19 protein-coding genes are annotated in these 21,288 nt (G+C 66.2%); 11 read left to right on the top strand and 8 right to left on the bottom strand.

Going from position 1 to position 21,288, the window contains the following annotated elements; all coding sequences use genetic code 11:
* The first annotated feature begins 15 nt into the window (after positions 1 to 15).
* The 3 genes from AB7F11_RS19230 to AB7F11_RS19220 are packed head-to-tail and all read left to right on the top strand — an operon-like array spanning position 16 to position 2,298.
* Positions 16 to 867 (top strand): PhzF family phenazine biosynthesis protein, encoded by an 852-nt coding sequence (locus AB7F11_RS19230; protein WP_428290670.1) that lies wholly within the window; start codon positions 16 to 18, stop codon positions 865 to 867.
* Positions 864 to 1,334 (top strand): cupin domain-containing protein, encoded by a 471-nt coding sequence (locus tag AB7F11_RS19225; protein ID WP_428290669.1) that lies wholly within the window; start codon positions 864 to 866, stop codon positions 1,332 to 1,334. Before AB7F11_RS19230 ends, AB7F11_RS19225 begins: the two co-directional genes overlap by 4 nt.
* Complete coding sequence (locus AB7F11_RS19220; RefSeq protein ID WP_428290668.1) at positions 1,327 to 2,298, top strand: threonine dehydratase; 972 nt, start codon at positions 1,327 to 1,329, stop codon at positions 2,296 to 2,298. The genes AB7F11_RS19225 and AB7F11_RS19220 overlap by 8 nt, the downstream gene beginning before the upstream one ends.
* A gap of 39 nt (positions 2,299 to 2,337) precedes the next feature.
* Here the strand turns inward: AB7F11_RS19220 and AB7F11_RS19215 are convergent, their stop codons facing one another.
* The gene (locus AB7F11_RS19215) at positions 2,338 to 4,647 is read right to left on the bottom strand and encodes a hybrid sensor histidine kinase/response regulator (RefSeq protein ID WP_428290667.1); all 2,310 of its coding nucleotides are present in this window, start codon (positions 4,645 to 4,647) and stop codon (positions 2,338 to 2,340) included.
* A 201-nt stretch (positions 4,648 to 4,848) separates the two neighbouring features.
* Here AB7F11_RS19215 and AB7F11_RS19210 point away from each other — a divergent pair, with 201 nt between their 5' ends.
* Positions 4,849 to 5,532, top strand: a complete 684-nt coding sequence (locus AB7F11_RS19210; protein ID WP_428290679.1) for a histidine phosphatase family protein — start codon at positions 4,849 to 4,851, stop codon at positions 5,530 to 5,532.
* A gap of 39 nt (positions 5,533 to 5,571) precedes the next feature.
* Here AB7F11_RS19210 and AB7F11_RS19205 read toward each other — a convergent pair whose 3' ends face one another.
* Together AB7F11_RS19205 and AB7F11_RS19200 are read right to left on the bottom strand one after the other, a co-directional pair.
* Positions 5,572 to 6,414 carry a creatininase family protein gene (locus tag AB7F11_RS19205; protein ID WP_428290666.1) on the bottom strand — a complete coding sequence of 281 codons (843 nt, stop codon included), beginning with the start codon at positions 6,412 to 6,414 and terminating at the stop codon, positions 5,572 to 5,574.
* Positions 6,415 to 6,512: 98 nt separating this feature from the next.
* Entirely contained in the window at positions 6,513 to 7,736 is a 1,224-nt protein-coding gene (locus tag AB7F11_RS19200; RefSeq protein WP_428290665.1) for a class I SAM-dependent methyltransferase, read from the bottom strand.
* Between the two features lie 208 nt (positions 7,737 to 7,944).
* Between AB7F11_RS19200 and AB7F11_RS19195 the strand changes: the two genes are divergently transcribed.
* The 4 genes from AB7F11_RS19195 to priA all read left to right on the top strand — a co-directional run bounded on the left by AB7F11_RS19195 (position 7,945) and on the right by priA (position 14,547).
* Positions 7,945 to 10,149 carry a protein-disulfide reductase DsbD family protein gene (locus tag AB7F11_RS19195; RefSeq protein ID WP_428290664.1) on the top strand — a complete coding sequence of 735 codons (2,205 nt, stop codon included), beginning with the start codon at positions 7,945 to 7,947 and terminating at the stop codon, positions 10,147 to 10,149.
* A 41-nt stretch (positions 10,150 to 10,190) separates the two neighbouring features.
* Entirely contained in the window at positions 10,191 to 10,817 is a 627-nt protein-coding gene (locus AB7F11_RS19190; RefSeq protein ID WP_428290663.1) for a thioredoxin family protein, read from the top strand.
* A 76-nt stretch (positions 10,818 to 10,893) separates the two neighbouring features.
* Positions 10,894 to 11,997, top strand: coding sequence for a uroporphyrinogen decarboxylase (gene hemE, locus AB7F11_RS19185; protein WP_428290662.1), 1,104 nt, complete (start codon positions 10,894 to 10,896; stop codon positions 11,995 to 11,997).
* Positions 11,998 to 12,432: 435 nt separating this feature from the next.
* Positions 12,433 to 14,547, top strand: coding sequence for a replication restart helicase PriA (gene priA, locus AB7F11_RS19180; RefSeq protein WP_428290661.1), 2,115 nt, complete (start codon positions 12,433 to 12,435; stop codon positions 14,545 to 14,547).
* 10 nt (positions 14,548 to 14,557) lie between these two features.
* On the opposite strand, the gene AB7F11_RS19175 is transcribed toward priA, so the two are convergent.
* From AB7F11_RS19175 to AB7F11_RS19160, 4 genes are all read right to left on the bottom strand, one after another.
* A complete protein-coding gene (locus AB7F11_RS19175) occupies positions 14,558 to 14,971 on the bottom strand; it encodes a hypothetical protein (RefSeq protein WP_428290660.1) in 414 nt (137 codons plus the stop codon).
* Positions 14,968 to 15,468 carry a GAF domain-containing protein gene (locus AB7F11_RS19170; RefSeq protein ID WP_428290659.1) on the bottom strand — a complete coding sequence of 167 codons (501 nt, stop codon included), beginning with the start codon at positions 15,466 to 15,468 and terminating at the stop codon, positions 14,968 to 14,970. The genes AB7F11_RS19175 and AB7F11_RS19170 overlap by 4 nt, the downstream gene beginning before the upstream one ends.
* A 123-nt stretch (positions 15,469 to 15,591) precedes the next feature.
* On the bottom strand, positions 15,592 to 16,008 hold the full coding sequence (locus tag AB7F11_RS19165; RefSeq protein ID WP_428290658.1) for a hypothetical protein: 417 nt from the start codon (positions 16,006 to 16,008) through the stop codon (positions 15,592 to 15,594).
* Entirely contained in the window at positions 16,005 to 16,505 is a 501-nt protein-coding gene (locus tag AB7F11_RS19160; RefSeq protein WP_428290657.1) for a GAF domain-containing protein, read from the bottom strand. The genes AB7F11_RS19165 and AB7F11_RS19160 overlap by 4 nt, the downstream gene beginning before the upstream one ends.
* A 157-nt stretch (positions 16,506 to 16,662) precedes the next feature.
* On the opposite strand from AB7F11_RS19160, the gene AB7F11_RS19155 reads away from it, so the two are divergent.
* Positions 16,663 to 17,628, top strand: a complete 966-nt coding sequence (locus AB7F11_RS19155; RefSeq protein ID WP_428290656.1) for an MBL fold metallo-hydrolase — start codon at positions 16,663 to 16,665, stop codon at positions 17,626 to 17,628.
* Positions 17,629 to 17,640: 12 nt separating this feature from the next.
* Here the strand turns inward: AB7F11_RS19155 and AB7F11_RS19150 are convergent, their stop codons facing one another.
* A complete protein-coding gene (locus AB7F11_RS19150; RefSeq protein WP_428290655.1) occupies positions 17,641 to 18,603 on the bottom strand; it encodes an AEC family transporter in 963 nt (320 codons plus the stop codon).
* A 95-nt stretch (positions 18,604 to 18,698) separates the two neighbouring features.
* On the opposite strand from AB7F11_RS19150, the gene AB7F11_RS19145 reads away from it, so the two are divergent.
* A complete protein-coding gene (locus AB7F11_RS19145; protein WP_428290654.1) occupies positions 18,699 to 20,777 on the top strand; it encodes an ATP-dependent helicase in 2,079 nt (692 codons plus the stop codon).
* Entirely contained in the window at positions 20,774 to 21,256 is a 483-nt protein-coding gene (locus tag AB7F11_RS19140) for a hypothetical protein (RefSeq protein ID WP_428290653.1), read from the top strand. The genes AB7F11_RS19145 and AB7F11_RS19140 overlap by 4 nt, the downstream gene beginning before the upstream one ends.
* The last annotated feature ends 32 nt before the right edge of the window (positions 21,257 to 21,288 follow it).

The raw sequence follows: 21,288 nt of genomic DNA, 5'->3' as shown, positions 1-21,288 counted from the left end.
CCGGAGACCTCCACCATGCGCCAACGCCAGTTCAAGCAAGTCGACGTGTTCACCGACACACCTTATGCCGGCAACCCGCTCGCCGTGGTGCTCGACGGCGCTGACCTGAGCACCGAGCAGATGCAGCGCTTCACCGACTGGACCAACCTGTCGGAATGCACCTTTCTCCTGCCTCCCACTGACGACGGGCGTGCTGGCGGCGCCGACTACCGCGTGCGCATTTTCTGTCCCGGGCGGGAGCTTCCGTTCGCAGGCCATCCCACGCTGGGCAGCTGCCATGCCTGGCTGGAGGCCGGCGGCCATCCCCGCGCTGCGCATGTGGTGCAGGAATGCGGCGTAGGGTTGGTGCGCATCCGGCGGGACGGCAAGCGCCTGGCTTTCGCCGCGCCACCGCTGCGCCGCAGCGGTCCGCTCGACGAAGCCGATGTCGCACTGATTGCACGCGGCCTCGGCCTGCATCGCGACGATTTGGTGGCCCACGCCTGGTGCGAGAACGGCCCGCCCTGGCGCGCCGTGATGTTGCGCTCGGCGGAGCAGGTGCTCTCGGTGCGGGCCGACGCCGCCTTGCTGGGGGAGATGGAGATCGGTCTGGTGGCGCCGCAAGCGGCGGGCGCGGACACCGCGTTCGAAGTGCGCGCTTTCTTCCGCAGCCACCAGGGTCTGGCCGAAGACCCGGTGACAGGCAGCCTCAACGCCGCGCTGGCGCAGTGGCTGATCGGCGCCGGCCTGGCGCCCGACCGCTACGTGGCGGCGCAAGGCACTGCCATGGGACGTGCCGGGCGCGTGCACATCGAGCGCGAAGGCAGCGAGACCATCTGGGTAGGTGGCGGCTCGATGACCTGCATCGACGGGCAGGTGACGCTGTGAAACCCGTGTCTATCCGGGCGGACGAAGCACCGCTTCGCACCAAGCCCTCCAACTACCCCGAGCCCTTTGCCTCGCGCATGGCGGGTCGCCAGAAGCGGCCACTGGGTGACCTGTTCGGGCTGACCAACTTCGGTGTCAACCTCACTCGGCTCGCGCCCGGCGCGGTCTCTTCGCTGCGTCATGCGCACTCGCATCAGGACGAGTTCATCTACGTGTTGCAGGGCCACCCCACGCTGCACACCGACGACGGTCGCCGCAGGCTCAGTCCAGGCGATTGCGCGGGATTCAAGGCCGGCAGCGGCAACGGCCACCGCCTGATCAACGACACCACCGACGAGGTGGTCTACCTGGAAGTCGGCGATCGCACGCGTGGCGACACCGCGCAGTATCCAGACGACGACATCGTGGCCGAGCACGACGGTGTGCGCTGGCGATTCCACCACAAGGACGGCCATCCATATGACTGAGCACCTTCCCACGCTGGTCGAGATCGAAGCTGCCGCTCAGGTGGTGTACCGTGAATTCGCGCCCACACCGCAATACCGCTGGGCCACGCTCAGCCAGCGCCTGGGCGCGGATTGCTGGGTGAAACACGAAAACCACACGCCGGTGGGTGCGTTCAAGATCCGTGGCGGCCTCACTTACTTCGACCAGCTGCGCCAGCGCGGTGAGATGCCCAGGGAAGTGATGAGCGCCACGCGCGGCAACCATGGACAGAGCATCGCCTGGGCCGCTCGTTCACATGGCGTGGGTTGCTCCATCGTCGTGCCTCGCGGCAACTCGGTGGAAAAAAACGCCGCCATGCGCGCGCTGGGCGCCACGCTGATCGAGCATGGTGACGACTTCCAGTCCAGCCGCGAACACGCTATCGCGCTGGCCAACGCGCGCGGCGCGCACATGGTGCCCAGCTTCCACGCTGACCTGTTGCGCGGCGTCAGCACCTACTGGTGGGAATTTTTTCGCGCCGTGCCTGCGCTGGATGTGGTGTACGTGCCCATTGGCCAGGGCTCGGGTGCGTGTTCGGCCATTGCCGCCAAGCTCGCTCTCGGGCACGACGTGCGTGTGGTGGGCGTGGTGAGCGCGCATGCCACCACCTACGCCGATTCGCTGGCTGCCGGGCGGGTGGTGGAGGCGCCAGTGACCACGGTGCTGGCCGACGGCATGGCCTGCCGGGTGGCCGATGAGGCGGCGCTTCAAGTGCTTGCGCCGCACCTGGATCGCATCGTGCAGGTGAGCGACGAAGAGGTGGCCCAGGCCATGCGAATGCTGTTCGCCGACACACACAACGTGGCCGAAGGCGCCGGCGCCGCAAGTTTCGCGGCCGCCTGGCGCGAACGCGAGACCTTGCGCGGCCAGGTGGTCGGCACCACCCTGTGCGGCGGGAATGTGGACAGCACCGTGCTGTCATCGGTGCTCAGCGGGCCCGCATGAGGCCAGGCGTCGGGGTGGAGCGTGGGGGGCAATTGCCCTTCAGCGCTGAACGAGCCTCGCCACGATCTCGCAGAAAGCCTCGACCGCATCGGTCTTGAACACCACTTCGCGCACACCGGCGGCGCGTGCCTCGGCCTGCAGTTCATCGGTGATGTAGCCTGAAGCCACCGCCACCGGCAGCGAGGGACTGAGCGCCAGCACGGCACGCGCCACGTCCAGGCCGGACATGCCGGGCATGTTGAAGTCGGTGAGAAGCAACTGAAAACCCTGGGGATCGGCTCGCACCGCCTCGATCGCCTGGCGCTGTTCGGTGAAAGCCGTCACGCGATAGCCCCGGCGCTCCAGCAGGCGGCGCACCAGAAACACCAGCGTGTCGTCGTCGTCGAGGTAAAGAACGTGCGGTGCCGGATCCGGCGTTGCGTCGGCCATGGGAAGGGTCTCCGTTGCAGCGGGGTCGCCCCGCTCAGGCGGGATAGCGACCATTGTGACGGCATCGGTGACCTTTGTTGCATCGGCCACTGCACACTTGTGCAAGGTTTCTGCTGGTGCACCGGGGAAATACAGGGTGAAGGTGGTGCCTTGCCCTGGCTGGCTCTGCACCTCGATGCCGCCGCCATGCACCTGCACGATCCCCAGCACCACCGGCAGGCCCAGACCCGTTCCCTTGCCGACCGCCTTGGTGGTGAAGAAGGGTTCGAAGATGCGGCTGCTCACCGCCTCGCTCATGCCGCAGCCGGTGTCGCTCACCCGCACGCGCAACGCGTCGGCGCCAGCCTCGTCGCAGGTCTTGGCAACGTCTGCCGGCAGGCGAGGGTCACCCCGGGGAATTCGGTCGACATGGCACTCCACTCGGCCGGCCTGACCCTGCAATGCATGCACTGCGTTGGTGCCGAGGTTGATCAGCACCTGGCCCAGCTGGGTCGAATCGCCGAGGATGGCGGGCGTTTGCGGATGGCAGTCGTGCAGCAGTTGCGCATGTGGGGGCATGGCTGCGCGCAGCAACGCGCAGGATTCGGCGACGATGTCGCCCATGTTCACCACCGTGCGCTCGGCTGGTTGCTGGCGGCTGAACGCCAGGATCTGGCGCACCAGTTCCCGCCCGCGCCGTGCCGCCGTGCTGATCTCGTGCAGGCTCTCGCGGGCAGGCGCTTCTGGCGTGAGATCCTGGCGCGCCAGGTCGGCGTTGCCCAGGATGGCGGCCAGGATGTTGTTGAAGTCGTGTGCCACCCCGCCCGCCAGGGTGCCCAATGCCTCCATCTTCTGCGACTGGGCGAGCTGGTTCTGCAAGCGCTTCTGCTGCGCCTGCACTTCGCGCAGCGAGGTGACGTCGATGAAGGTGAGCACCACGTGGCGCAACGCACCCTGCGGGCTGTTTTCCGGGTAGGCGTTGCACAGCGCCCAGCGCACTTCCTCGGCCTGACCCACCGGCACGCCAACGATCACGCTGTGTACCGGTTGGCCTGTGGCCAGCACGCGCTCGAACGGCAGGTCGTGGCGACGCATGGGCTGGCCGTCTTCACGCAGCAGGTTCCAGTTGGCGGCGTTGGGCTCGTACAACGTGGTGTTGGAACCACCCTCGCTCCAGCCCAGGAAGCAACGGGCGGCGTTGTTGATGGTGGCCAGCGTGTGATCGGGACGAAACACCAACACACCCGCGCTGAGGTTGTCGATGAGCGCGCGCGAATCGGCCTCGCGGGCCAGCAAGCCTTGCCTGGCGCGGTCCCCTTCCTGACGCAGGCGGTACGAGAGCAACGCGCCGTAAAGCACCACGCGCAGCAAGCGTGCCAGGATGAAGAAGAAGAGTGTCACGGGCGCCGCGGTCTCCAGCGACACGCTGCCCAGTGGCACCGCCACCCCGAAGCTCAACAGCACTGTGATCTCGACCACGGTCAGCAGCTTGAGCGCCTGCAGCTCGGGCACCCGGCGTTGCGGATCGGCCTGGTTCATGTCGCGCAACGCGAGCAGAATGATGGCCGCCGTGCTCGCCACGAAGATCAGTTGCCTCATCGCCGGCAGGTCCCACACCACAAGGAACGCAATTTGCGCGGCCAGCACAGCCAGTGAAGCCACCGTCGCCAGGACACGCGGGCAGGAAAAGCCCAGGTAGCTGCGCAGGCCCATCCAGGCCAGCAGCGGACCGATGGTCAGCACCGCATTGGCCACGCCAACCGAGAAGAGCTCTGGCGCGAAGCCCCGCATGGACAGGCCCACCGAACCCACAATCGCCACCAGCGCCGACACCGCCCACCAACCGGGTCCTCCGATGCTGGGGTAGCGACGCATCTGGCCCCAGAAGGCCAACGCGATGAGCACGTCGATGCCGACCCGAAGGGCCAGCAGGGTCGGCATGTCAAACAACATGGGGAGGTAAAGCAAACATGAACGGGCATTGAAGCACGCGCCTGCGGGCGAGAAGCTCCGAATAGGGGGCCAAAACAACCGCAAGTCCGCGCAACCCCGTGCACCTGCAGACACTTGTGCGACTCGCGCAGGCCGCACAGTCGCTGCCGGGACAAATCGGGTCCATCCTGCGGTCTCAGAATGTCCGCCATGGGAACGCTCTACCTCGTGCGCCACGGCCAGGCCTCGTTTGGCGCCGACGACTACGACCAACTCAGCGAGCTGGGACACCGACAGAGCGTTCAACTGGGCCGGCATTGGGCAGAGCGCGGCCTGGCGTTCGACGCCGTCATCACCGGCACGCTGCGGCGCCAACACCAGACCTGGGCGGGCATCGCCGAGGGCGCGGGCTTTGACCAGCAAGCACTGGCGTGGCCAGGCCTCAACGAATACGACAGCGAGGCCGTGATCCACGCCATTCATCCTCACCCGCTGGAGAAAGCGCGATCTGCCGAGGCCGCGCCTGAGTTGTACCGCCACCACTTTCGCCTGCTGCGCGATGGGCTGACACAGTGGATGGCCGGCACGGTGAGTCCGCGCGGCATGCCCAGCTACAACGAGTTTGTGAACGGGGTGACCAGTGCACTCGACCACGTGCGCGCCCGCCACCATGGCCAGAACGTGCTGCTGGTCTCCAGCGGCGGCCCGATCTCCACCGCGGTGGGCCGCGTGCTGGGGATGAGCCCGGAGGCCACGATTGAATTGAACCTGCGCATCCGCAACAGCGCGGTGACCGAATTCCAGTTCAATCCAAAGCGGCACACGCTGTTGAGCTACAACACATTGCCGCACTTGAACTCAAAGGAGTTCGACGGCTGGATCACCTATGCCTAGGGAGCGATTTGGGGCGGCCCTGCACCAGATCGCTTGCGTTCAGTCAGCGGCCTGGTAGGCCGTGCGTTCGCTGAGGGTGTCAGCGGGCAACTGGTCAATCTCGGACAAGAGTCGTGCCAGCGAGCGACCTGCCGCGTCCACCACGGCGCGGCCCTTGTCGGCCGAGGCGGCACCCGCGTTGCCTACCGCTCCATTGGCGTTGTAGTCCTGCATCTGCCAGCCGAGCTTGGCGGTCTTGCCGTTGCCCAGTATGGGAAAGTCTGGCGCACGTTCCTGTGAGCTGGAACGGAAGTATTCAGCCTGCGCCATGCGCACACGCTGCGGCGCCAGCGCGAGCATGAGCGAGGTTTCGATCTCGCCAGCATGGATGCCAAAACGGTGTTCCTCGGGACTGAACAGCTCGGCCAGGTCCTGCCCTTGTTCGTCGATCAGGGGCAGGTTGAACCAGCTCAGGCTGTAGACCAGCATGCCCAGTCGCGCGCGCAGGTCGCGTGCCACGAGATCCAGGGCACCCACTTGACCGCCATGCGCATTGAAGAGCACCAGCTTCTTCACGCCGCTTGCGGCCACGCACTCGCCGAGTTCGGTCCAGATGCGCATCAGCGTGTCGGCCTTGAGCGTGAGCGTGCCAGGAAAACGCGTGTGCTCGGGGCTGAAGCCGACGGCTTGCGTGGGCAGGAACAGCACCGGCAGAGGGACCGGAATGTGGGGGAGCGAGGCCTGCACGACGCCGTTGACGATATCGGTGTCCACCGAAAGCGGCAGGTGCGGCCCATGCTGCTCGGTGGCCGCCACCGGCAACACGGCAATGGCACGGGCCGTGTCCAGCGAGGCGAAATCGGCGGTGGTGAGATCAGACCAGAAACGGGCGGCGGTGGGCATGTGCGCATCTTAAGGCCGGGTCGCGGGAGCCTGCCATGACGCGGGATCTCTTCCACGAGAACGTCTGGCTGCAGGCATTCGATGCCACGGGGTAGCTGTCAGCGGGCATAGATCCAGCCGCGCGACCACGGCAACCCTGAAGCGCTCTCCCCGCCAGGCCGGCAAAGGACCTGGTAGATCGACACCTCGTCGTGCTCGAAAGCCCAGGCGCAACCGGCCAGGTAGACGCGCCAGATGCGCCAGCGCTTCTCATCCACCAGTGGCTTGATCTGCTCGCTGCGCGCCTCGAAAGCGTCGCTCCAGAGCTGGGTGGTGCGCATGTAGTGGCGGCGCAGGTTCTCGATGTCGAAAGCTTCCAGACCACCCTCCTGCAGCGTGCGCAGCACAGTACTGAGGTGCGGCAGTTCGCCTTGCGGGAACACGTAGCGATCAATGAAGCTGCCACCGCCATGCCGGGTCTCGCCGTCGTAGGCGTCGGTGCTGGTGATGCCATGGTTCATGGCCCAGCCTTCAGGCTTGAGCAGTTTGCGGATGTGGCCAAAGTACGCCGCCAGGTGGTTCAGCCCCACGTGCTCGAACATGCCCACGCTGGTGATGCGGTCGAACGGGCCGTCCTTCACGTCGCGGTAGTCCTGCAGGCGGACGTCAATGTGGTCTTCAAGCCCTGCCTCGCGCACGCGCTTGCGCGCCAGTTCGTACTGGTTCTTCGACAGCGTGACGCCCACGCACTGTGCGCCGTACTTCTGCGCTGCTCGCAGCACCAGCGCGCCCCAGCCGCAGCCGATGTCGAGCAGGCGCTGACCAGGTTGCAGGCGAATCTTGGTCAGGATGTGGTCGATCTTGCGGACCTGTGCCTCGGCCAGCGTTTCTTCGCCGGTTTCGAAATAGCCGCACGAATAGACCATGCGTTCATCGAGCCACTGCGCATAGAACTCGTTGGACACGTCGTAGTGGTATTGAATGGCCTCGCTGTCGCTCTCGCGCGTGTGGCTGAAGCGTCGGCGCAGGCGGCCAAGCAGGCCCCCCTCTGGCTGCGCGTGCTCTGCCAGCCGGTGCGCGACGGCCAGGATGTCCGGCAGAGATCCTTCCACGTCGATCAGGCCTTCCACATAGGCCTGCCCCAAGGTGTCCAGGCCCGGGTCAATCAGCAGCGGCAGCGCGGAAGCGTCGCGCACCCGAATCTCGACGCTGGGTTGCTGGAACTCACCCAGTTCAATGGACGAGGTGCCTCGCTCGCCCCAACTCAGGCGAACCGGCAGGTTCACCCGCGACTTCATTCTTTGCGCCCATGGCAGCAGAGCGCGCTCAACGATCGATCCCATGCATCAACCTCCAAGCCAGTCGTCCCATCCCCCAGATGGTTTGTACCGAAACCAGAAAACCTTGTGAAGTCAGCGGGGTCTGACAAACCAACAGCGTTGACTTATATTTCCAGGGTCGGGCCATGCAGGAACTTGGGCGCCAAAGGCCCCTCCTACCGCTGCACGCCAGTCCCTGGCGCCCGGCCCACTTCACCCACCCCACCCATTCATGTCCGCGACTTCGCTGTTTCCCGTCTCCTGCGCCCGCCTGCGCGTTGCACTTTTGCTGGCGTTGCTGCCCCTTTCGGCGCTGGCGCAGGGTGTGCTGGCCGAAAAACCGGCCACCACCGTGGTGCAGAGCGAACAGGCGCGTGCCGAACTGATGGCCCACGCGCCTGATGGCGCCGGGCCGGGCAAGCCGTTCTGGGTGGGGCTGCAGCTCACCCACGCGCCGGAGTGGCACACCTACTGGAAGAACTCGGGCGACTCCGGCCTTCCCACCGAATTGCAGTGGACCCTGCCGCCTGGCGTGAGCGCCGGACCCATCGCCTGGCCCACGCCACGCAAGTTCCCCATTGGCAACCTCGCGAACTATGGCTACGACGGCACGGTCGTGCTGCCGGTGCCCCTCACCGTCGCACCCGATTTCGCCGGTGAACACATCGACGTCAAGCTCTACGCGGCCTGGCTCGTCTGCCGCAAGGAGTGCATCCCCGAGGAGGGCAACTTCACGCTGCGCATTCCGGTGCGGGGCTCCACGGGCGGTCACGGCGCCGCGTTCGAGGCCAGCTTCAAGGCCGCGCCCAAGGACCAGCCCGCGACGGGCAGCCGTGTCGAACCCACACCTGACGCCCTGAAGGTGTCGCTCGCCGGCCTGCCGGTGGCCTGGCGCGGCCAGCCGCTGGAGTTCTTCCCTGAATCCACGGGCCTGATCGAGCCTGGCGCTGCCTGGAAACAAGCCTGGGAAGGCGAGCGCTGGACCGCTGAGGTGCCGCTCTCGCCGCACCGCAGCGAAGGCCCGGCGACGCTGGCCCTGGTGGTGGCCGAAGCAAATGCGCCAGGCCAGGGGCCTGGTGCGCCCGGCGTGCGCATGGAGGTGCCTGTGCAAGGCGCATGGCCGGCGGCAGCGCCGCTGCCGGTGGCGGTGCCAGACGCACTGCAAGCGGCGCTTGACGCCAACGTCGCGCAAGCGAAGGCGTCGGTGAGCGGCGCGACCTCGCTCACGCTGGGTGCGGCACTGCTGGGCGCCCTGCTCGGCGGCCTGATCCTCAACCTGATGCCCTGCGTGTTCCCGGTGTTGGCGATCAAGGTGATGGCCTTCGCCAGGCACGCCAACGACCGTCGCGCGCACCGCGCCCATGGTGTGGCCTACACCGCCGGCGTGGTGCTTTCGTTCGCCGCGCTGGGCGCGATTTTGCTGGTGTTGCGCGCTGCCGGCGAGCAACTCGGCTGGGGTTTCCAGCTTCAAAGCCCCGCCGTGGTGGCCACGCTCGCGGCGCTGTTCACGCTGATCGGCTTGAACCTGGCTGGCCTGTTCGAGTTCGGCCAAGTGCTGCCCAGCCGGGTGGCCAGCCTGCAGGCGAAGAGCCCCACCGTGGACGCCTTTCTTACCGGCGTGCTGGCCAGCGCCATCGCTTCGCCTTGCACCGCGCCATTCATGGGCGCCTCACTTGGCCTGGCCGTTGGCCTGCCGGCGACACAGGCCCTGGCGGTGTTTGCCGTGCTCGGCCTGGGCATGTCCCTGCCCTACCTGGCCGCCAGCTGGGTGCCGGCGGTGGCGCGTGCGCTGCCGCGCCCTGGACCCTGGATGAACACCTTCCGCCACCTCATGGCTTTTCCGATGTTCGCCACGGTGGTCTGGCTGCTCTGGGTGCTGGGGCAGCAAAGCGGCATCGACGGTGCGGCCACGCTGCTCATGTTGCTGGTGGTGCTGGCGCTGGTGGTCTGGGCGCTCGGCCTGCGCGGCAAGGGACGCCCCGCCATGGTCAGCCTCTCGCTGGCCGGCCTGGCATGGCTGGGCTGGGCCATTGGCCCGAACATCACGCGCCTTCAGGACACCCTGCCCGGCCAGCCCGTGGCCACTGCGGTGGCCGGTGTGAACTGGCAGCCCTGGAGTCCGCAGACTCAGGCCGCGCTGGTCGCGCAGGGTCGCCCGGTGTTCGTCGACTTCACCGCCGCCTGGTGCGTGACCTGCCAGTACAACAAGCGAACCACGCTGGCCGATGCCAGCCTGCTCGGCGACATGGCGGGCAAGAACGTGGCGCTGCTGCGGGCCGACTGGACACGCCGCGACCCGGATGTGACGGCCGCTCTGGCCGGGCTCGGCCGCAACGGCGTGCCGGTGTACGCGATCTACAAGAACGGACAGGCCACGCAAGTCCTGTCCGAAGTGCTGACTGTCGAGGAGGTCCGCGCGGCGCTGGCCCGGTTCTAGCGCCGCCTGTTTCCATCGTCCTTTTTTTCAGGAGCGCCACCATGCAACGCCGTCCCCTGCTCGCCCTCGCTGCCTTTTCGCCGTTTGGCACGCTGCTGGTCACCCCCGCTTTTGCGGCGGGCGGCGTGGGCCAGGCCGCGCCCGACTTCACCCTGACGGACACCGCCGGCAAGTCGGTCAGGCTCTCCGACTTCAAGGGCAAGACCGTGGTGCTGGAATGGAACAACCCGGGCTGCCCTTTCGTGCGCAAGCACTACCAGGGCAACATGCAGGCCCTGCAGAAGGAAGCCACCGGCCAGGGCGTGGTGTGGCTGGCCATCAATTCCACGCGAGACGACAGCGCCGACTACCTGACGCCGCCACAGCTCGGCCGCTGGATGGCCGAGCAGAAGGCCAGCCCCACGGCCACACTGATGGACGAAGACGGCCAAGTCGGGGCGGCCTATTCGGCGCGCGTCACGCCTCACATGTACATCGTCAATGCGCGGGGCACGCTGGTGTATGCGGGCGGCATCGACAGCATTCCCTCCGCGCGGGTCGACGACATCCAGAAAGCCACCAACTACGTGCGCCAGGCGCTGACCGAACTGCGCACCGGCAAGCCGGTGAGCGTGGCCACGAGCCAGGCCTACGGTTGCAGCATCAAGTACAAGAACGGCGCAGCCTAGCTGCGTGCTCCGCGGGGTCGCGCTGCGGTGCCTCGGTTAACCTCTGCCTCCAGCCCTGCCACTTCCCACTCCGCCCATGCCCTTCGCTCCGCTCCAGAACGACACCTTCCTCCGCGCCTGCCTGCGTCAGGCCACAGACCACACGCCGGTGTGGCTGATGCGCCAGGCCGGGCGCTACCTGCCGGAATACTGCGCCACGCGCGCCAGAGCGGGCAGCTTCATGGGGCTGGCAACGAATGTGGACTACGCCACCGAGGTGACGTTGCAGCCGCTGGAACGCTATGCGCTGGATGCGGCGATCCTGTTCAGCGACATCCTCACCGTGCCCGATGCCATGGGCCTGGGCCTGTCCTTCGCCCTGGGCGAAGGACCAAAGTTCGCGAAGACGGTGCGCACCGAGGCCGATGTGGCCACGCTGGCGGTGCCCGACATGGGCAAGCTGCGCTACGTGTTCGATGCGGTCACCTCGATCCGCAAGGCGCTGAACGGCCGCGTGCCCCTGATCGGTTTTTCGGGCAGCCCCTGGACGCTGGCGTGCTACATGGTCGAAGGCGGGGGATCGGACGACTACCGCGCCGTGAAGTCGCTGATGTACAGCCGGCCCGACCTGATGCACCGCATCCTGGCCATCAACGCCGACGCCGTGGCCGCGTACCTGAACGCACAGATCGAGGCCGGCGCGCAGGCGGTGATGGTGTTCGACAGCTGGGGTGGCGTGCTGGCGGATGGCAAGTTTCAGGACTTCAGCCTGGCCTACACCCGCCGCGTGCTGGCCCAGCTGCACCGCGAACACGACGGCGCGACCATTCCGCGCATCGTGTTCACCAAGGGTGGCGGTCTGTGGCTCGACGACATGAGGGATCTGGATTGCGAGGCACTGGGCCTGGACTGGACCGTCAACCTGGGTCGTGCGCGCGCGCAGGTGGGCGAAGGGCCGCAGGGCAAGGCGTTGCAAGGCAACATCGATCCCAACGTGCTGTTTGCGCCACCCGAACGCATCGACGCCGAGGTGGCGGCGGTGCTGGAGAGCTTCGGTCGGCCCCACCAAGGCCCTGGCCAGGGCGCCACGCACATCTTCAACCTCGGCCACGGCATCAGCCAGTTCACCCCGCCAGAGCACGTGTCGGTGCTGGTGGAGGCGGTGCACCGGCACTCCCGCCGGCTGCGGACCGCAGGCTGAGGCGCTGCGATTTCTGAAGCTTCACCGGCCTGTGTTCTTGCGGTGCCACACCGCCCTGGAGCCGAAAAGCCTGCCTGGAAATCGGGATTCCCGAGCGGCCAGGGCTCGGGCTTAACACAAAAATCAGCGAAAAAGGCACTTGACAAGGCTCACTTATGCACAAAACTTGTGCTGCGGTGCGCCATAGCCAGGGAAGCGGTACCAAACGATATCTCCGTGACACAATCCCTGGCAAGTTGTTGATTCATAAGGCTTTTGTTTTCTGCTTTTTTTGAAGGCAATTTAAGCAAACCCTTGATTTGCAAGGCTTCCGGCATCGCTGGAGCAATCTATCAACAAAGTTATCCACAAAAAGTCTGGATATGTTCCGATGCACTTTCAAATCAAGCACTTAGCGTGCATTCCGACACAAAAGCTGAGGAACCCGCGCTAACCATGAGTTTCTGGCCCAACGTGGTCGTGGCAACCCCGGCTCACAGCGGCGTGGCCGAAGGCCTCTGCTACCGAAGTGAGTTGTCGCTCGCGCCGGGCACGATGGTGCGGGTGCCACTGGGCGCGCGTGAGGTACTGGGTGTGGTGTGGGAATGTCCAGCCTGCGCACCGCCCGGCCTGAGCGAGGCGCGCACGCGCGAGGTGGCGGGTGTGCTGGACGGCCTGCCGCCGCTCAATGACCGTTGGCGCCAGCTGGTGCAGTTTGCGGCGCGCTACTACCAGCGCAGCCTGGGCGAAGTGGCCCTGGCAGCGTTGCCGCCGCAGTTGCGCGACCTGAGCAGCGTGCAGCTGGCGCGCCGCCTCAAGCGCAGCGCAGGCACGCCGCAGCCATCCACGCCCGGCGAACCGGACGGCCACGATCTGAGCGAAGAACAGCGCGCAGCGCTGGCCGCTCTGCATGTTGCACAGGCTCCGGTGCTGTTGTTCGGTGCCACCGGCAGTGGCAAGACCGAGGTCTACCTGCAGGCCACGCAGCGCGCGCTGGCCGAGGACGCCGACGCCCAGGTGCTGGTGATGGTGCCCGAGATCAACCTCACGCCTCAGCTCGAAGCAAGGTTCCGCGAGCGCTTTGAGCCCCTGTCTGGCGCCGGCGCCGTGGTCTGCCTGCACAGCGGCATGACGCCTGCGCAGCGGCTGGCCAGCTGGCTGGCGGCCCACACCGGTCGGGCGCGCATCGTGCTGGGTACGCGCATGGCGGTGCTGGCCAGCCTGCCCGGCCTGCGCCTGATCGTGGTGGATGAAGAGCACGACCCGAGCTACAAGAGCCAGGAAGGTGCGCGCTACTCGGCTCGGGACCTGGCGGTGTATCGGGCGAAGGTGGAGAGCGAGGCACTGGCCCCGCAAGGTGCGCGCTGCCGCGTCGTGCTGGGTTCCGCCACGCCCTCGCTCGAAAGCTGGCATGCGGCCGAACAGGGACGCTATCAGCGCCTGGCCATGCCGGGGCGCATTGGCGGGGGCGCGTTGCCGCGCCTGCGCCTGGTGGACATGAACCACCAACCCAAAGGCGCGGTGCTGGCGCCACCGCTGGTGGCGGCGATGGCCGAACGCATTGCGCGAGGCGAACAATGCCTGGTGTTGCTGAACCGGCGGGGCTACGCACCCGTGCTGGCCTGTCACGATTGCGGCTGGAAAAGCGCCTGCCCCCATTGCAGTGCCTACCGTGTGTTCCACAAGCTCGACCGCACGCTGCGCTGCCACCACTGCGGCTTCACCGAGCGCGTGCCGCGCGCCTGCCCGGACTGCGGCAACCTCGACATCGCGCCCGTGGGCAAGGGCACCGAGCAACTGGAAGAACAACTGGCCGGCCTGCTGGCCGACGTGACGCGCCCGGACGGTGGACCCGCACGGGTGAGCCGCATGGACGCGGACTCCACCCGCCACAAGGGCAGCCTGGAAGCGCAACTGGCGACCATGCACAGCGGCGAGGTGGACGTGCTCGTGGGCACGCAGATGATCGCCAAAGGCCACGATTTCCGGCGCATCACCCTGGTGGCGGGCATCAACGCCGATTCGGGCCTGTTCGCCAGCGACTACCGCGCACCGGAACGTCTGTTTGCGCTGCTCATGCAGGCGGGCGGGCGGGCCGGGCGCGATGCCGCATTCATGAGCGACCAGGGTACCGGCAGCGAGATGTGGGTGCAGACCTGGTACCCGCAGCATCCGCTCTTCGACGCCCTGCGGCGGCACGACTTCCCCGCTTTCGCCGCCACCCAGCTGGCCGAACGCGAGAGCGCCGGCATGCCGCCCTTTGGCCACCAGGCCCTGCTGCGAGCCGATGCCCGCACCCAGCAAGCGGCGCACGCCTGGCTCAACGCCGCAGCCCAGGCTGCCCAAGGCCTGCCGCATTTTGCGGACGTGACGCTTTACCCCGCCGTCCCTCTGACCATCCAGCGCGTGGCCAACGTGGAGCGCGCGCAAATGCTGGTGGAGTCGGCCTCACGCGGCGCCTTGCAGCGCTTTCTGGCGGCGTGGCAACCCACGCTGCTGGCCTGCCGCAGCCTGCCTGAAGCAAAGGGGTTGATCCGTTTCGCCGTCGACGTGGACCCACTGACCGTCTGAAGCCTCGGATTCAGGCGCCCACCAGCTCCTGCGCCGGCCACAACTGTTCGACGGTGTGGATCACGTCGCGCAACTTGAAGGGTTGCAAAAGGAAGCGGCGCACATCCAGCTCCTTGAGCCGTGTCACCAATGCCGCATCTGCCACGCGCGCCATGGCAGCCACGGGGATGGCAGGATCACAGCGCAGGCCTCCTTCGCGCAACCGGGTGAGGAACGCCAGCGACGCGTCGCCCTCGGTCAGCGATATCAAAACGCCGTCGGGTCTGCCCGATTTCAGCCACTGCGTGCCCAGCGCCACGCTGGTGATCTGGCGCACGCGCGCCAGCTGCAAATCTCGACACACCGACGCCACCGTGCTGCGAACGAGTCCGTCGGGCTCGATCAGCAGCAACTTGCGGGTAGCCGAAGGCCGGTTCGCACTCACGACACCGCCTCCTCGCGACGAAAGAGCTCTTCGACCACGAGGTCGCGCAAGCCACCAAGGATGGCCACGTCCAGACGATCGAACTGGCGGGGTCGACGATCCATCACACACAGCGTGCCGACGACATGCCCGTAAGGCAGGCGCAAGACCGCACCGGCGTAAAAGCGGATGTAGGGCTTGCCAAGCACCATGGGGTTGTCGCGAAAGCGCGGGTCCTTCAGGGCGTCGGGCACCACCAGTGCATCGGGCTGGAGGATGGCGTGACCACAGAACGAGGTGTCCCGGGGTGTCTCGCGATCCTCCAGTCCAAAGTTGGACTTGAACCACTGCCGGTCACGGTCCACCAGCGACACCAGTGCCATCGGCACGTCGAATTCTTTTGCGGCAAAAGCCGAGATGCGGTCAAACCGCTCCTCGGGAGGTGTGTCGAGTATCAACAACTCGCGCAGGGTGCGAAGCCGCTGGGCTTCGTTGTGGGGCAGTGGCGCCGCAATCATGATGAACTCCGGGCAGGATGACAGTCAGGTTGAGGCCGGTCACACCGGCCCCTACCTGTTCATCGGCAAGCTCGCCAGAAATATGAGGCCGCTCCGACGAGCTGCCTGCGCTTGCGGTCTTTTTCAGACGCAGGCCCCTGCGCGCGCCGACCACAGTTGCTCGACAGTCTGGATGACGTCGCGAAGCCGATACGGCTGCAACAGCAGGCGCCTCACCTCCAGCGCCTTGAGTTGCTTGATCAGGGCAGGATCGCCTTCGCGGGCCATCACCGCCACGGGCAGAGAGGCATCGCAGCCAAAACCGCCGGCTCGCAATCGGCTCAGGCATGCAAGCGACGATTCGCCCTCGGCCAGCGAGATCAGCAAGCCATCCGCCAGACCGGATTTCAGCATCGGCTCGGCCATGGCCACGCTGGTGGCCTGCTGCACCTGCACCAGTTGCATGTCGCGGCAGACCGAAGCCACGGTGCTGCGCAACAGGCCGTCGGGCTCGATGAGCAACAGTGTCCCCAGCGGTGGGCGCGTGTCGCCGCCGCTCATGACGTTGCCTCCTCGCGCCGGAACATCTCCTCGACCACCATGTCGCGCAGCCCTCCGAGGATGGCGACGTCCAGGCGATCGAACTGACGCGGGCGCCGGTCCATGATGCACAAGGTGCCCACCACCTGGCCATAGGGCAGGCGCAGCACGGAGCCCGCGTAGAAGCGCACGTAGGGCTTGTCGATCACCATGGGGTTGTCGCAAAAGCGCGGATCCTTCAGTGCATCGGGCACCACCAGCGCATCGGGCATGTGGATGGCATGGCCGCAGAAAGACTCTTCGCGGGGCGACTCGCGCTCCTCGAAGCCGAACTGCGATTTCGACCAGAGGCGGTCGCGGTCCACCAGCGAAACCAGGGCCATCGGCACATCGAACTCCTTGGCGGCAAAGGCCGAAATGCGGTCGAAGCGCTCTTCGGGCGGCGTGTCGAGAATCAGCAGTTCGCGCAAGGCGTCCAGCCGTCTGGATTCATTGCGGGGCAAGGGTGGCGTTGTCATGGACATCTCCAGCTTCGGAAAATGGCGCGGCGTGCGCCAATGGGTCTCGCGTACCAGAATGTCGGCAGGGTGACAGGAAAACTGTAGGAAAAAGGCTAAACATAAGTGAACTGCGATATAAGCGATGAGTTGCATTTACCGCATACGGAGACACACCATGCGTTCCACCCTGATTCGCGCCCTGCTGGCACCCATGCTTCTGGCTCCGCTGGCTCTGCTCGCGCAAGGCATCGCCGAGCCGCCCATGAAGGTGGAACAGGTGGGGCCTCACAGCTATTACGTGCAGGGACTCACGCAGCTCGGGTCGACAAAGAACCAGAACTTCATCAGCAACGCCGGCTTCGTGATCACACCGGCGGGCGTGGTGGTGGTGGACGCGCTGGGTTCGCCCCGGTTGGCCGAGCGGCTGACACAGGCGATCCGGCAACTGACCGACAGGCCCGTGACGCACGTCATCCTCACCCACTACCACGCCGACCACATCTATGGGCTGCAGCATTTCAAGCAGCAGGGCGCCCAGGTGATCGCGCACGGGGCGGCGCAGGAGTACATGCAGTCGGAAACCGCGAGGCTGCGCCTGGAAGCCTCGCGAACCGACCTGGCACCGTGGATCAATGAGCAGACCCGACTGGTGGCGGCGGACACCTGGATCGACAGCGCCACCACGCTCAAGGTGGGCGGCATGGTGTTTGAACTCGACCGGGTGGGCCCATCCCACACGCCGGAGGACATCACGGTCTACGTGCCCTCGGAGAAGGTGCTGTTTGCCGGGGACCTGTTCTTCAACGGGCGCCTGCCCTTCGTGGGCAAGGCCAACAGCAGCCAGTGGATCCGCTCGCTGGATCGCTTGCTGGCCTACGACACGCATGCCGTCGTGCCCGGCCACGGCCCGGCCTCAACCGATCCGAAGAAAGACATCGGCATGACGCGCGACTATTTGCGGCACCTGCGCCAGAGCATGGGCAAGGCGGTCGAGGAATTCGTGCCCTTCGACGAAGCCTATGCCAGCACCGACTGGCGCGCGTTCGAGGGCATGCCGATGTTTGGCCCCGCCAACCGCATGAACGCCTACAACACCTACTTGCTGATCGAGGAAGAAACCCTGGAGAAGGGCAAGCGCTGAGGACCATGCACCTCAGGTCATGAGAGCGACCGCACCTGAGAACGTGAGGAAGGCCGCTGCCGTGGTGACCAGGATGATGCGCGCGATGCGCCCATTGTCCGCACCAAAGCGCTCGGCCAGCAAAGAGACATTGCTCGCGCTGGGCAGCGCGGCCGCCAGCACCATCACAGACAGCGCAGCCGGCGAAAGCGGAACACCCACCTGAATGGCCGCCGTGCCCAGCGCCAGCACCAGCAGCGGGTGCAGCAACAGCTTCATCAGCGCCACCGGCACGTAGTCGGCCAGCGGCATCGGGTGGTTGGACTGCATCTGCGCACGGGCCAGCACCGCACCGATGGTGAACAGCGCCACCGGCGAGGCCGCATCGGCCAGCAGCCACACCGTCTGTTCCACCGGCTTGGGCAGGGTGAATGCATAAGCCGAAGCCACCGCACCCAGCACGATCGACCAGGGCATGGGATTGCTGAAAACCCCCAGCAAAGCCTTGCGGCCCGCGTCCATCATGGCCTGCCCGCCGTGGCCCTCGCCCTCGTCCAGGCGCGAGAGCGCGATGCACAGCGAACTGGTGACCACCATGTCGATCAGCATGGTAAGGATCACGATACCCACCGCCTGCGGGCCCAGCAAGGCGGCCAGCAGCGGCACGCCCATGAACCCGGTGTTGGGAAATGCCGCAACGAGCGCGCCGAGCGAGGCGTCGTTCCAGCGGATGCGTGCATTCATGGTGATCGCAATGGTGAACGCCACCATGACCAGCGCGCACAGCAGGTACACGCCGATCACCGAGGGATCGAGCAAGGTGGCAATGGGCGTGGTCGAGCCAAACCGGTACAGCATGCAAGGCAGGGCAAAGAACAGCACAAAGCCATTGAGCCCTGGAATCGCCTCCAGCGGGAGCATGCGCCTGCGCGCGGCCACAAAGCCTGCGAGCACGAGCGCGAAGAAGGGAAAGGTGACGAGCAGGATTTGCAGCACGGGGGCGATTGTCTCAGGCCGCGGCCCACCCGGCCGACAAGCCCCGCCCGGTATGATTCAACGCTTTCCCCGAAGCGCTCCTTGTCTCCTCTTCCATGTCCAACGGACTGAACCTCGCCCAGCTTGAAGCCGTGAACCACCTGGGCGGGCCTTGCCTGGTGCTCGCAGGCGCCGGCTCGGGCAAGACGCGGGTGATCACGCACAAGATCGGCCGGCTCATCCAGGCCGGCCTTGCGGCCGACCGCATCGCCGCCATCACCTTCACCAACAAAGCCGCTGCCGAAATGCGCGAGCGTGCGGGGCAGCTGGTAGGGCGCGATGCCAGGCGGGTTCTCATCTGCACCTTTCACGCCCTGGGCGTGCGCCTGCTGCGCGAAGACGGCGCGGTGCTCGGCCTCAAGAAGCAATTCTCGATTCTCGACACCGACGACATCACCAGCCTGCTGAAAGACTGCGGCGGCACCACCGACGCCGCCACGGCGCGCGGCTGGCAATGGACCATCAGCGCCTGGAAAAGCGCGGGCCTGAACGCGGCGCAGGCGCTGGCCCAGGCCAAGGACGAGAACGAGCGCGTGGCCGCCACCATCATGGGGCGCTACGAAGAGCGCCTCACCGCTTACCAGAGCGTGGACTTTGACGATCTGATCAGCCTGCCGCTCAAGTTGCTGAGCGAACACGAAGACGTGCGCACACGCTGGCAAAAGAAAATGGGCCATGTTCTGGTGGACGAATACCAGGACACCAACGCCACGCAGTACGAACTGCTCAAACTGTTGGTCGGTGAGCGCGCCCGCTTCACCGCCGTGGGCGACGACGACCAGTCCATCTACGGCTGGCGCGGCGCCACGCTGGACAACCTCAAACGCCTGCCGCAAGACTTCCCCGAACTCAAGGTCATCAAGCTGGAGCAGAACTACCGCTCCACCAGCGCCATCCTGCGCGCGGCCAACAATGTGATCGGACCCAACCCCAAGCTGTTCCCCAAGACGCTGTGGAGCGACCTCGGTGAAGGCGAGCCAGTGCGCGTGGTCGACGCCGACAACGAGGACCACGAGTCCGAACGCGCGGTGGCCCGCATCCAGAGTCTGCGGTCGAGCTCGCAGCACAAGGAGTGGCGCGACTTTGCCATCCTCTACCGCGCCAACCACATGGCGCGATCATTCGAACAGTCGCTGCGCAAGGCCAACATCCCTTACAAGGTCTCGGGTGGCCAGAGCTTCTTCGACCGTGCCGAAATCCGCGACCTCTGCGCCTGGCTGCGCCTGCTGGTCAACAACGACGACGACCCCGCCTTCCTGCGCTCGGCCACCACCCCCAAGCGGGGTATCGGCCACACCACGCTGCAGGCCTTGGGCAATTTCGCGACGAAGTTCAAGCTCAGCCTGTTCGAGGCCTTGTTCGCCAACTCGCTGGGCACCGCACTGCCCGCGCGCGCCGTGGCCACCCTGCATGAATTCGGCCGCGCGGTGAACGACCTGGAATACCGCGCACGACATACCGTGGGCCACGAAGCGGCACGCGCCTTCCTCACCGAATGGCTCAAGGACATCGACTACGAAAAGCACCTCTACGACAGCGAGGACAACGAAAAGGTGGCGGCCGCGCGGTGGACCAACGTGATGGACTTCTGCGACTGGATGGCCGCACGCTGCGGCGGCAAGATCGAGGACGATGCCGGACTGCAGGTGGAGAGCGAACGCAAGAGCCTTCTGGAGGTGGTTCAGACCATCGCATTGCTGTCAACCCTGAGCGAACGCGAACAGGACCAGAACGTGGTGACACTCTCCACGCTGCACGCCTCCAAAGGCCTGGAGTGGCCGCATGTGATGCTGGTTGGCGTGAACGAAGGCCTGCTGCCTTTCAAGATGGATGAGGAACCCGGCCAGAGCGATGCGGCTGCGGAAAGCATGGCGCAGCGGCTGCAGGAAGAGCGTCGCCTCATGTACGTGGGCATCACGCGCGCGCAGCGCACGCTGGCGGTGAGCTGGCTCAAGCGCCGCAAGAAGGGCCGCGAAAGCATCCCCGGCCAGGCCAGCCGCTTCATCCAGGAAATGGCGCTGGACCAGAACACCGTGAAGGAAGATCCGCGCGAAAAGCTGCGTGCGCTGCGCGCCGAATTCGCGCAACGCGCCACCGAACAGGCTGCCCAGAAAGCGGCCGACGTCGCACCATGAAACGCCGCCTGGCGCTGATGGCGCTCGCATGCGGCATGGTCCCATTCGTCAGCACGACATCGCCTGCACAACAGCCTGCCTCCGCCTGCGACCAACCCGGCGACATGGCTCCCGCGCAACTCTACGGCCTGTGGCAGCTCACGCTGTGGCCGCTGGGCGGTCAGGAATCCTCGCCTGCATCCACAGGTGCCCTGCTCTTCGAACGCCACCCCGAATATCCGGGCAGCGTGCGCGGCAACTTGAAGCGAAGCAGCCAAGGCAACGATCGCGCCGCGCTGGTGTCGGGCGACGTCACCCACGGTGAATTCAACCTCGACGAATCTGCCGACGGCGTGAACATGGATGCCGTGTGGGAGGGCAACGCGACTCCCAGCGGCTGCGGCCAGGAGCTGCGCGGCATCCGCCGTCCCGCGCAGGGCAGCAAGCCGGATGAACCGGTCATGAACTTTGTGTTGAAGAAATCGCCGGGCTGGCGCTGAGCGCACACGCCAGCCTGCGTGGTGCTTGACGC

It is taken from the genome of Hydrogenophaga sp. (assembly GCF_050250835.1).
Classification (GTDB): Bacteria; Pseudomonadota; Gammaproteobacteria; order Burkholderiales; family Burkholderiaceae_C; genus Hydrogenophaga.
Note: the sequence above shows the minus strand (reverse complement) of the source record. Positions and strands in the feature narration are given on the sequence as shown.

Coding starts and splice junctions, on each gene's coding strand:
- AB7F11_RS19230 (WP_428290670.1), top strand. CDS start 16: ATGCGCCAACGCCAGTTCAAGCAAGTCGACGTGTTCACCGACACACCT.
- AB7F11_RS19220 (WP_428290668.1), top strand. CDS start 1,327: ATGACTGAGCACCTTCCCACGCTGGTCGAGATCGAAGCTGCCGCTCAG.
- AB7F11_RS19215 (WP_428290667.1), bottom strand. CDS start 4,647: ATGCCGACCCTGCTGGCCCTTCGGGTCGGCATCGACGTGCTCATCGCG.
- AB7F11_RS19210 (WP_428290679.1), top strand. CDS start 4,849: ATGGGAACGCTCTACCTCGTGCGCCACGGCCAGGCCTCGTTTGGCGCC.
- AB7F11_RS19205 (WP_428290666.1), bottom strand. CDS start 6,414: ATGCCCACCGCCGCCCGTTTCTGGTCTGATCTCACCACCGCCGATTTC.
- AB7F11_RS19200 (WP_428290665.1), bottom strand. CDS start 7,736: ATGGGATCGATCGTTGAGCGCGCTCTGCTGCCATGGGCGCAAAGAATG.
- AB7F11_RS19195 (WP_428290664.1), top strand. CDS start 7,945: ATGTCCGCGACTTCGCTGTTTCCCGTCTCCTGCGCCCGCCTGCGCGTT.
- AB7F11_RS19190 (WP_428290663.1), top strand. CDS start 10,191: ATGCAACGCCGTCCCCTGCTCGCCCTCGCTGCCTTTTCGCCGTTTGGC.
- hemE (WP_428290662.1), top strand. CDS start 10,894: ATGCCCTTCGCTCCGCTCCAGAACGACACCTTCCTCCGCGCCTGCCTG.
- priA (WP_428290661.1), top strand. CDS start 12,433: ATGAGTTTCTGGCCCAACGTGGTCGTGGCAACCCCGGCTCACAGCGGC.
- AB7F11_RS19170 (WP_428290659.1), bottom strand. CDS start 15,468: ATGATTGCGGCGCCACTGCCCCACAACGAAGCCCAGCGGCTTCGCACC.
- AB7F11_RS19165 (WP_428290658.1), bottom strand. CDS start 16,008: ATGAGCGGCGGCGACACGCGCCCACCGCTGGGGACACTGTTGCTCATC.
- AB7F11_RS19160 (WP_428290657.1), bottom strand. CDS start 16,505: ATGACAACGCCACCCTTGCCCCGCAATGAATCCAGACGGCTGGACGCC.
- AB7F11_RS19155 (WP_428290656.1), top strand. CDS start 16,663: ATGCGTTCCACCCTGATTCGCGCCCTGCTGGCACCCATGCTTCTGGCT.
- AB7F11_RS19145 (WP_428290654.1), top strand. CDS start 18,699: ATGTCCAACGGACTGAACCTCGCCCAGCTTGAAGCCGTGAACCACCTG.
- AB7F11_RS19140 (WP_428290653.1), top strand. CDS start 20,774: ATGAAACGCCGCCTGGCGCTGATGGCGCTCGCATGCGGCATGGTCCCA.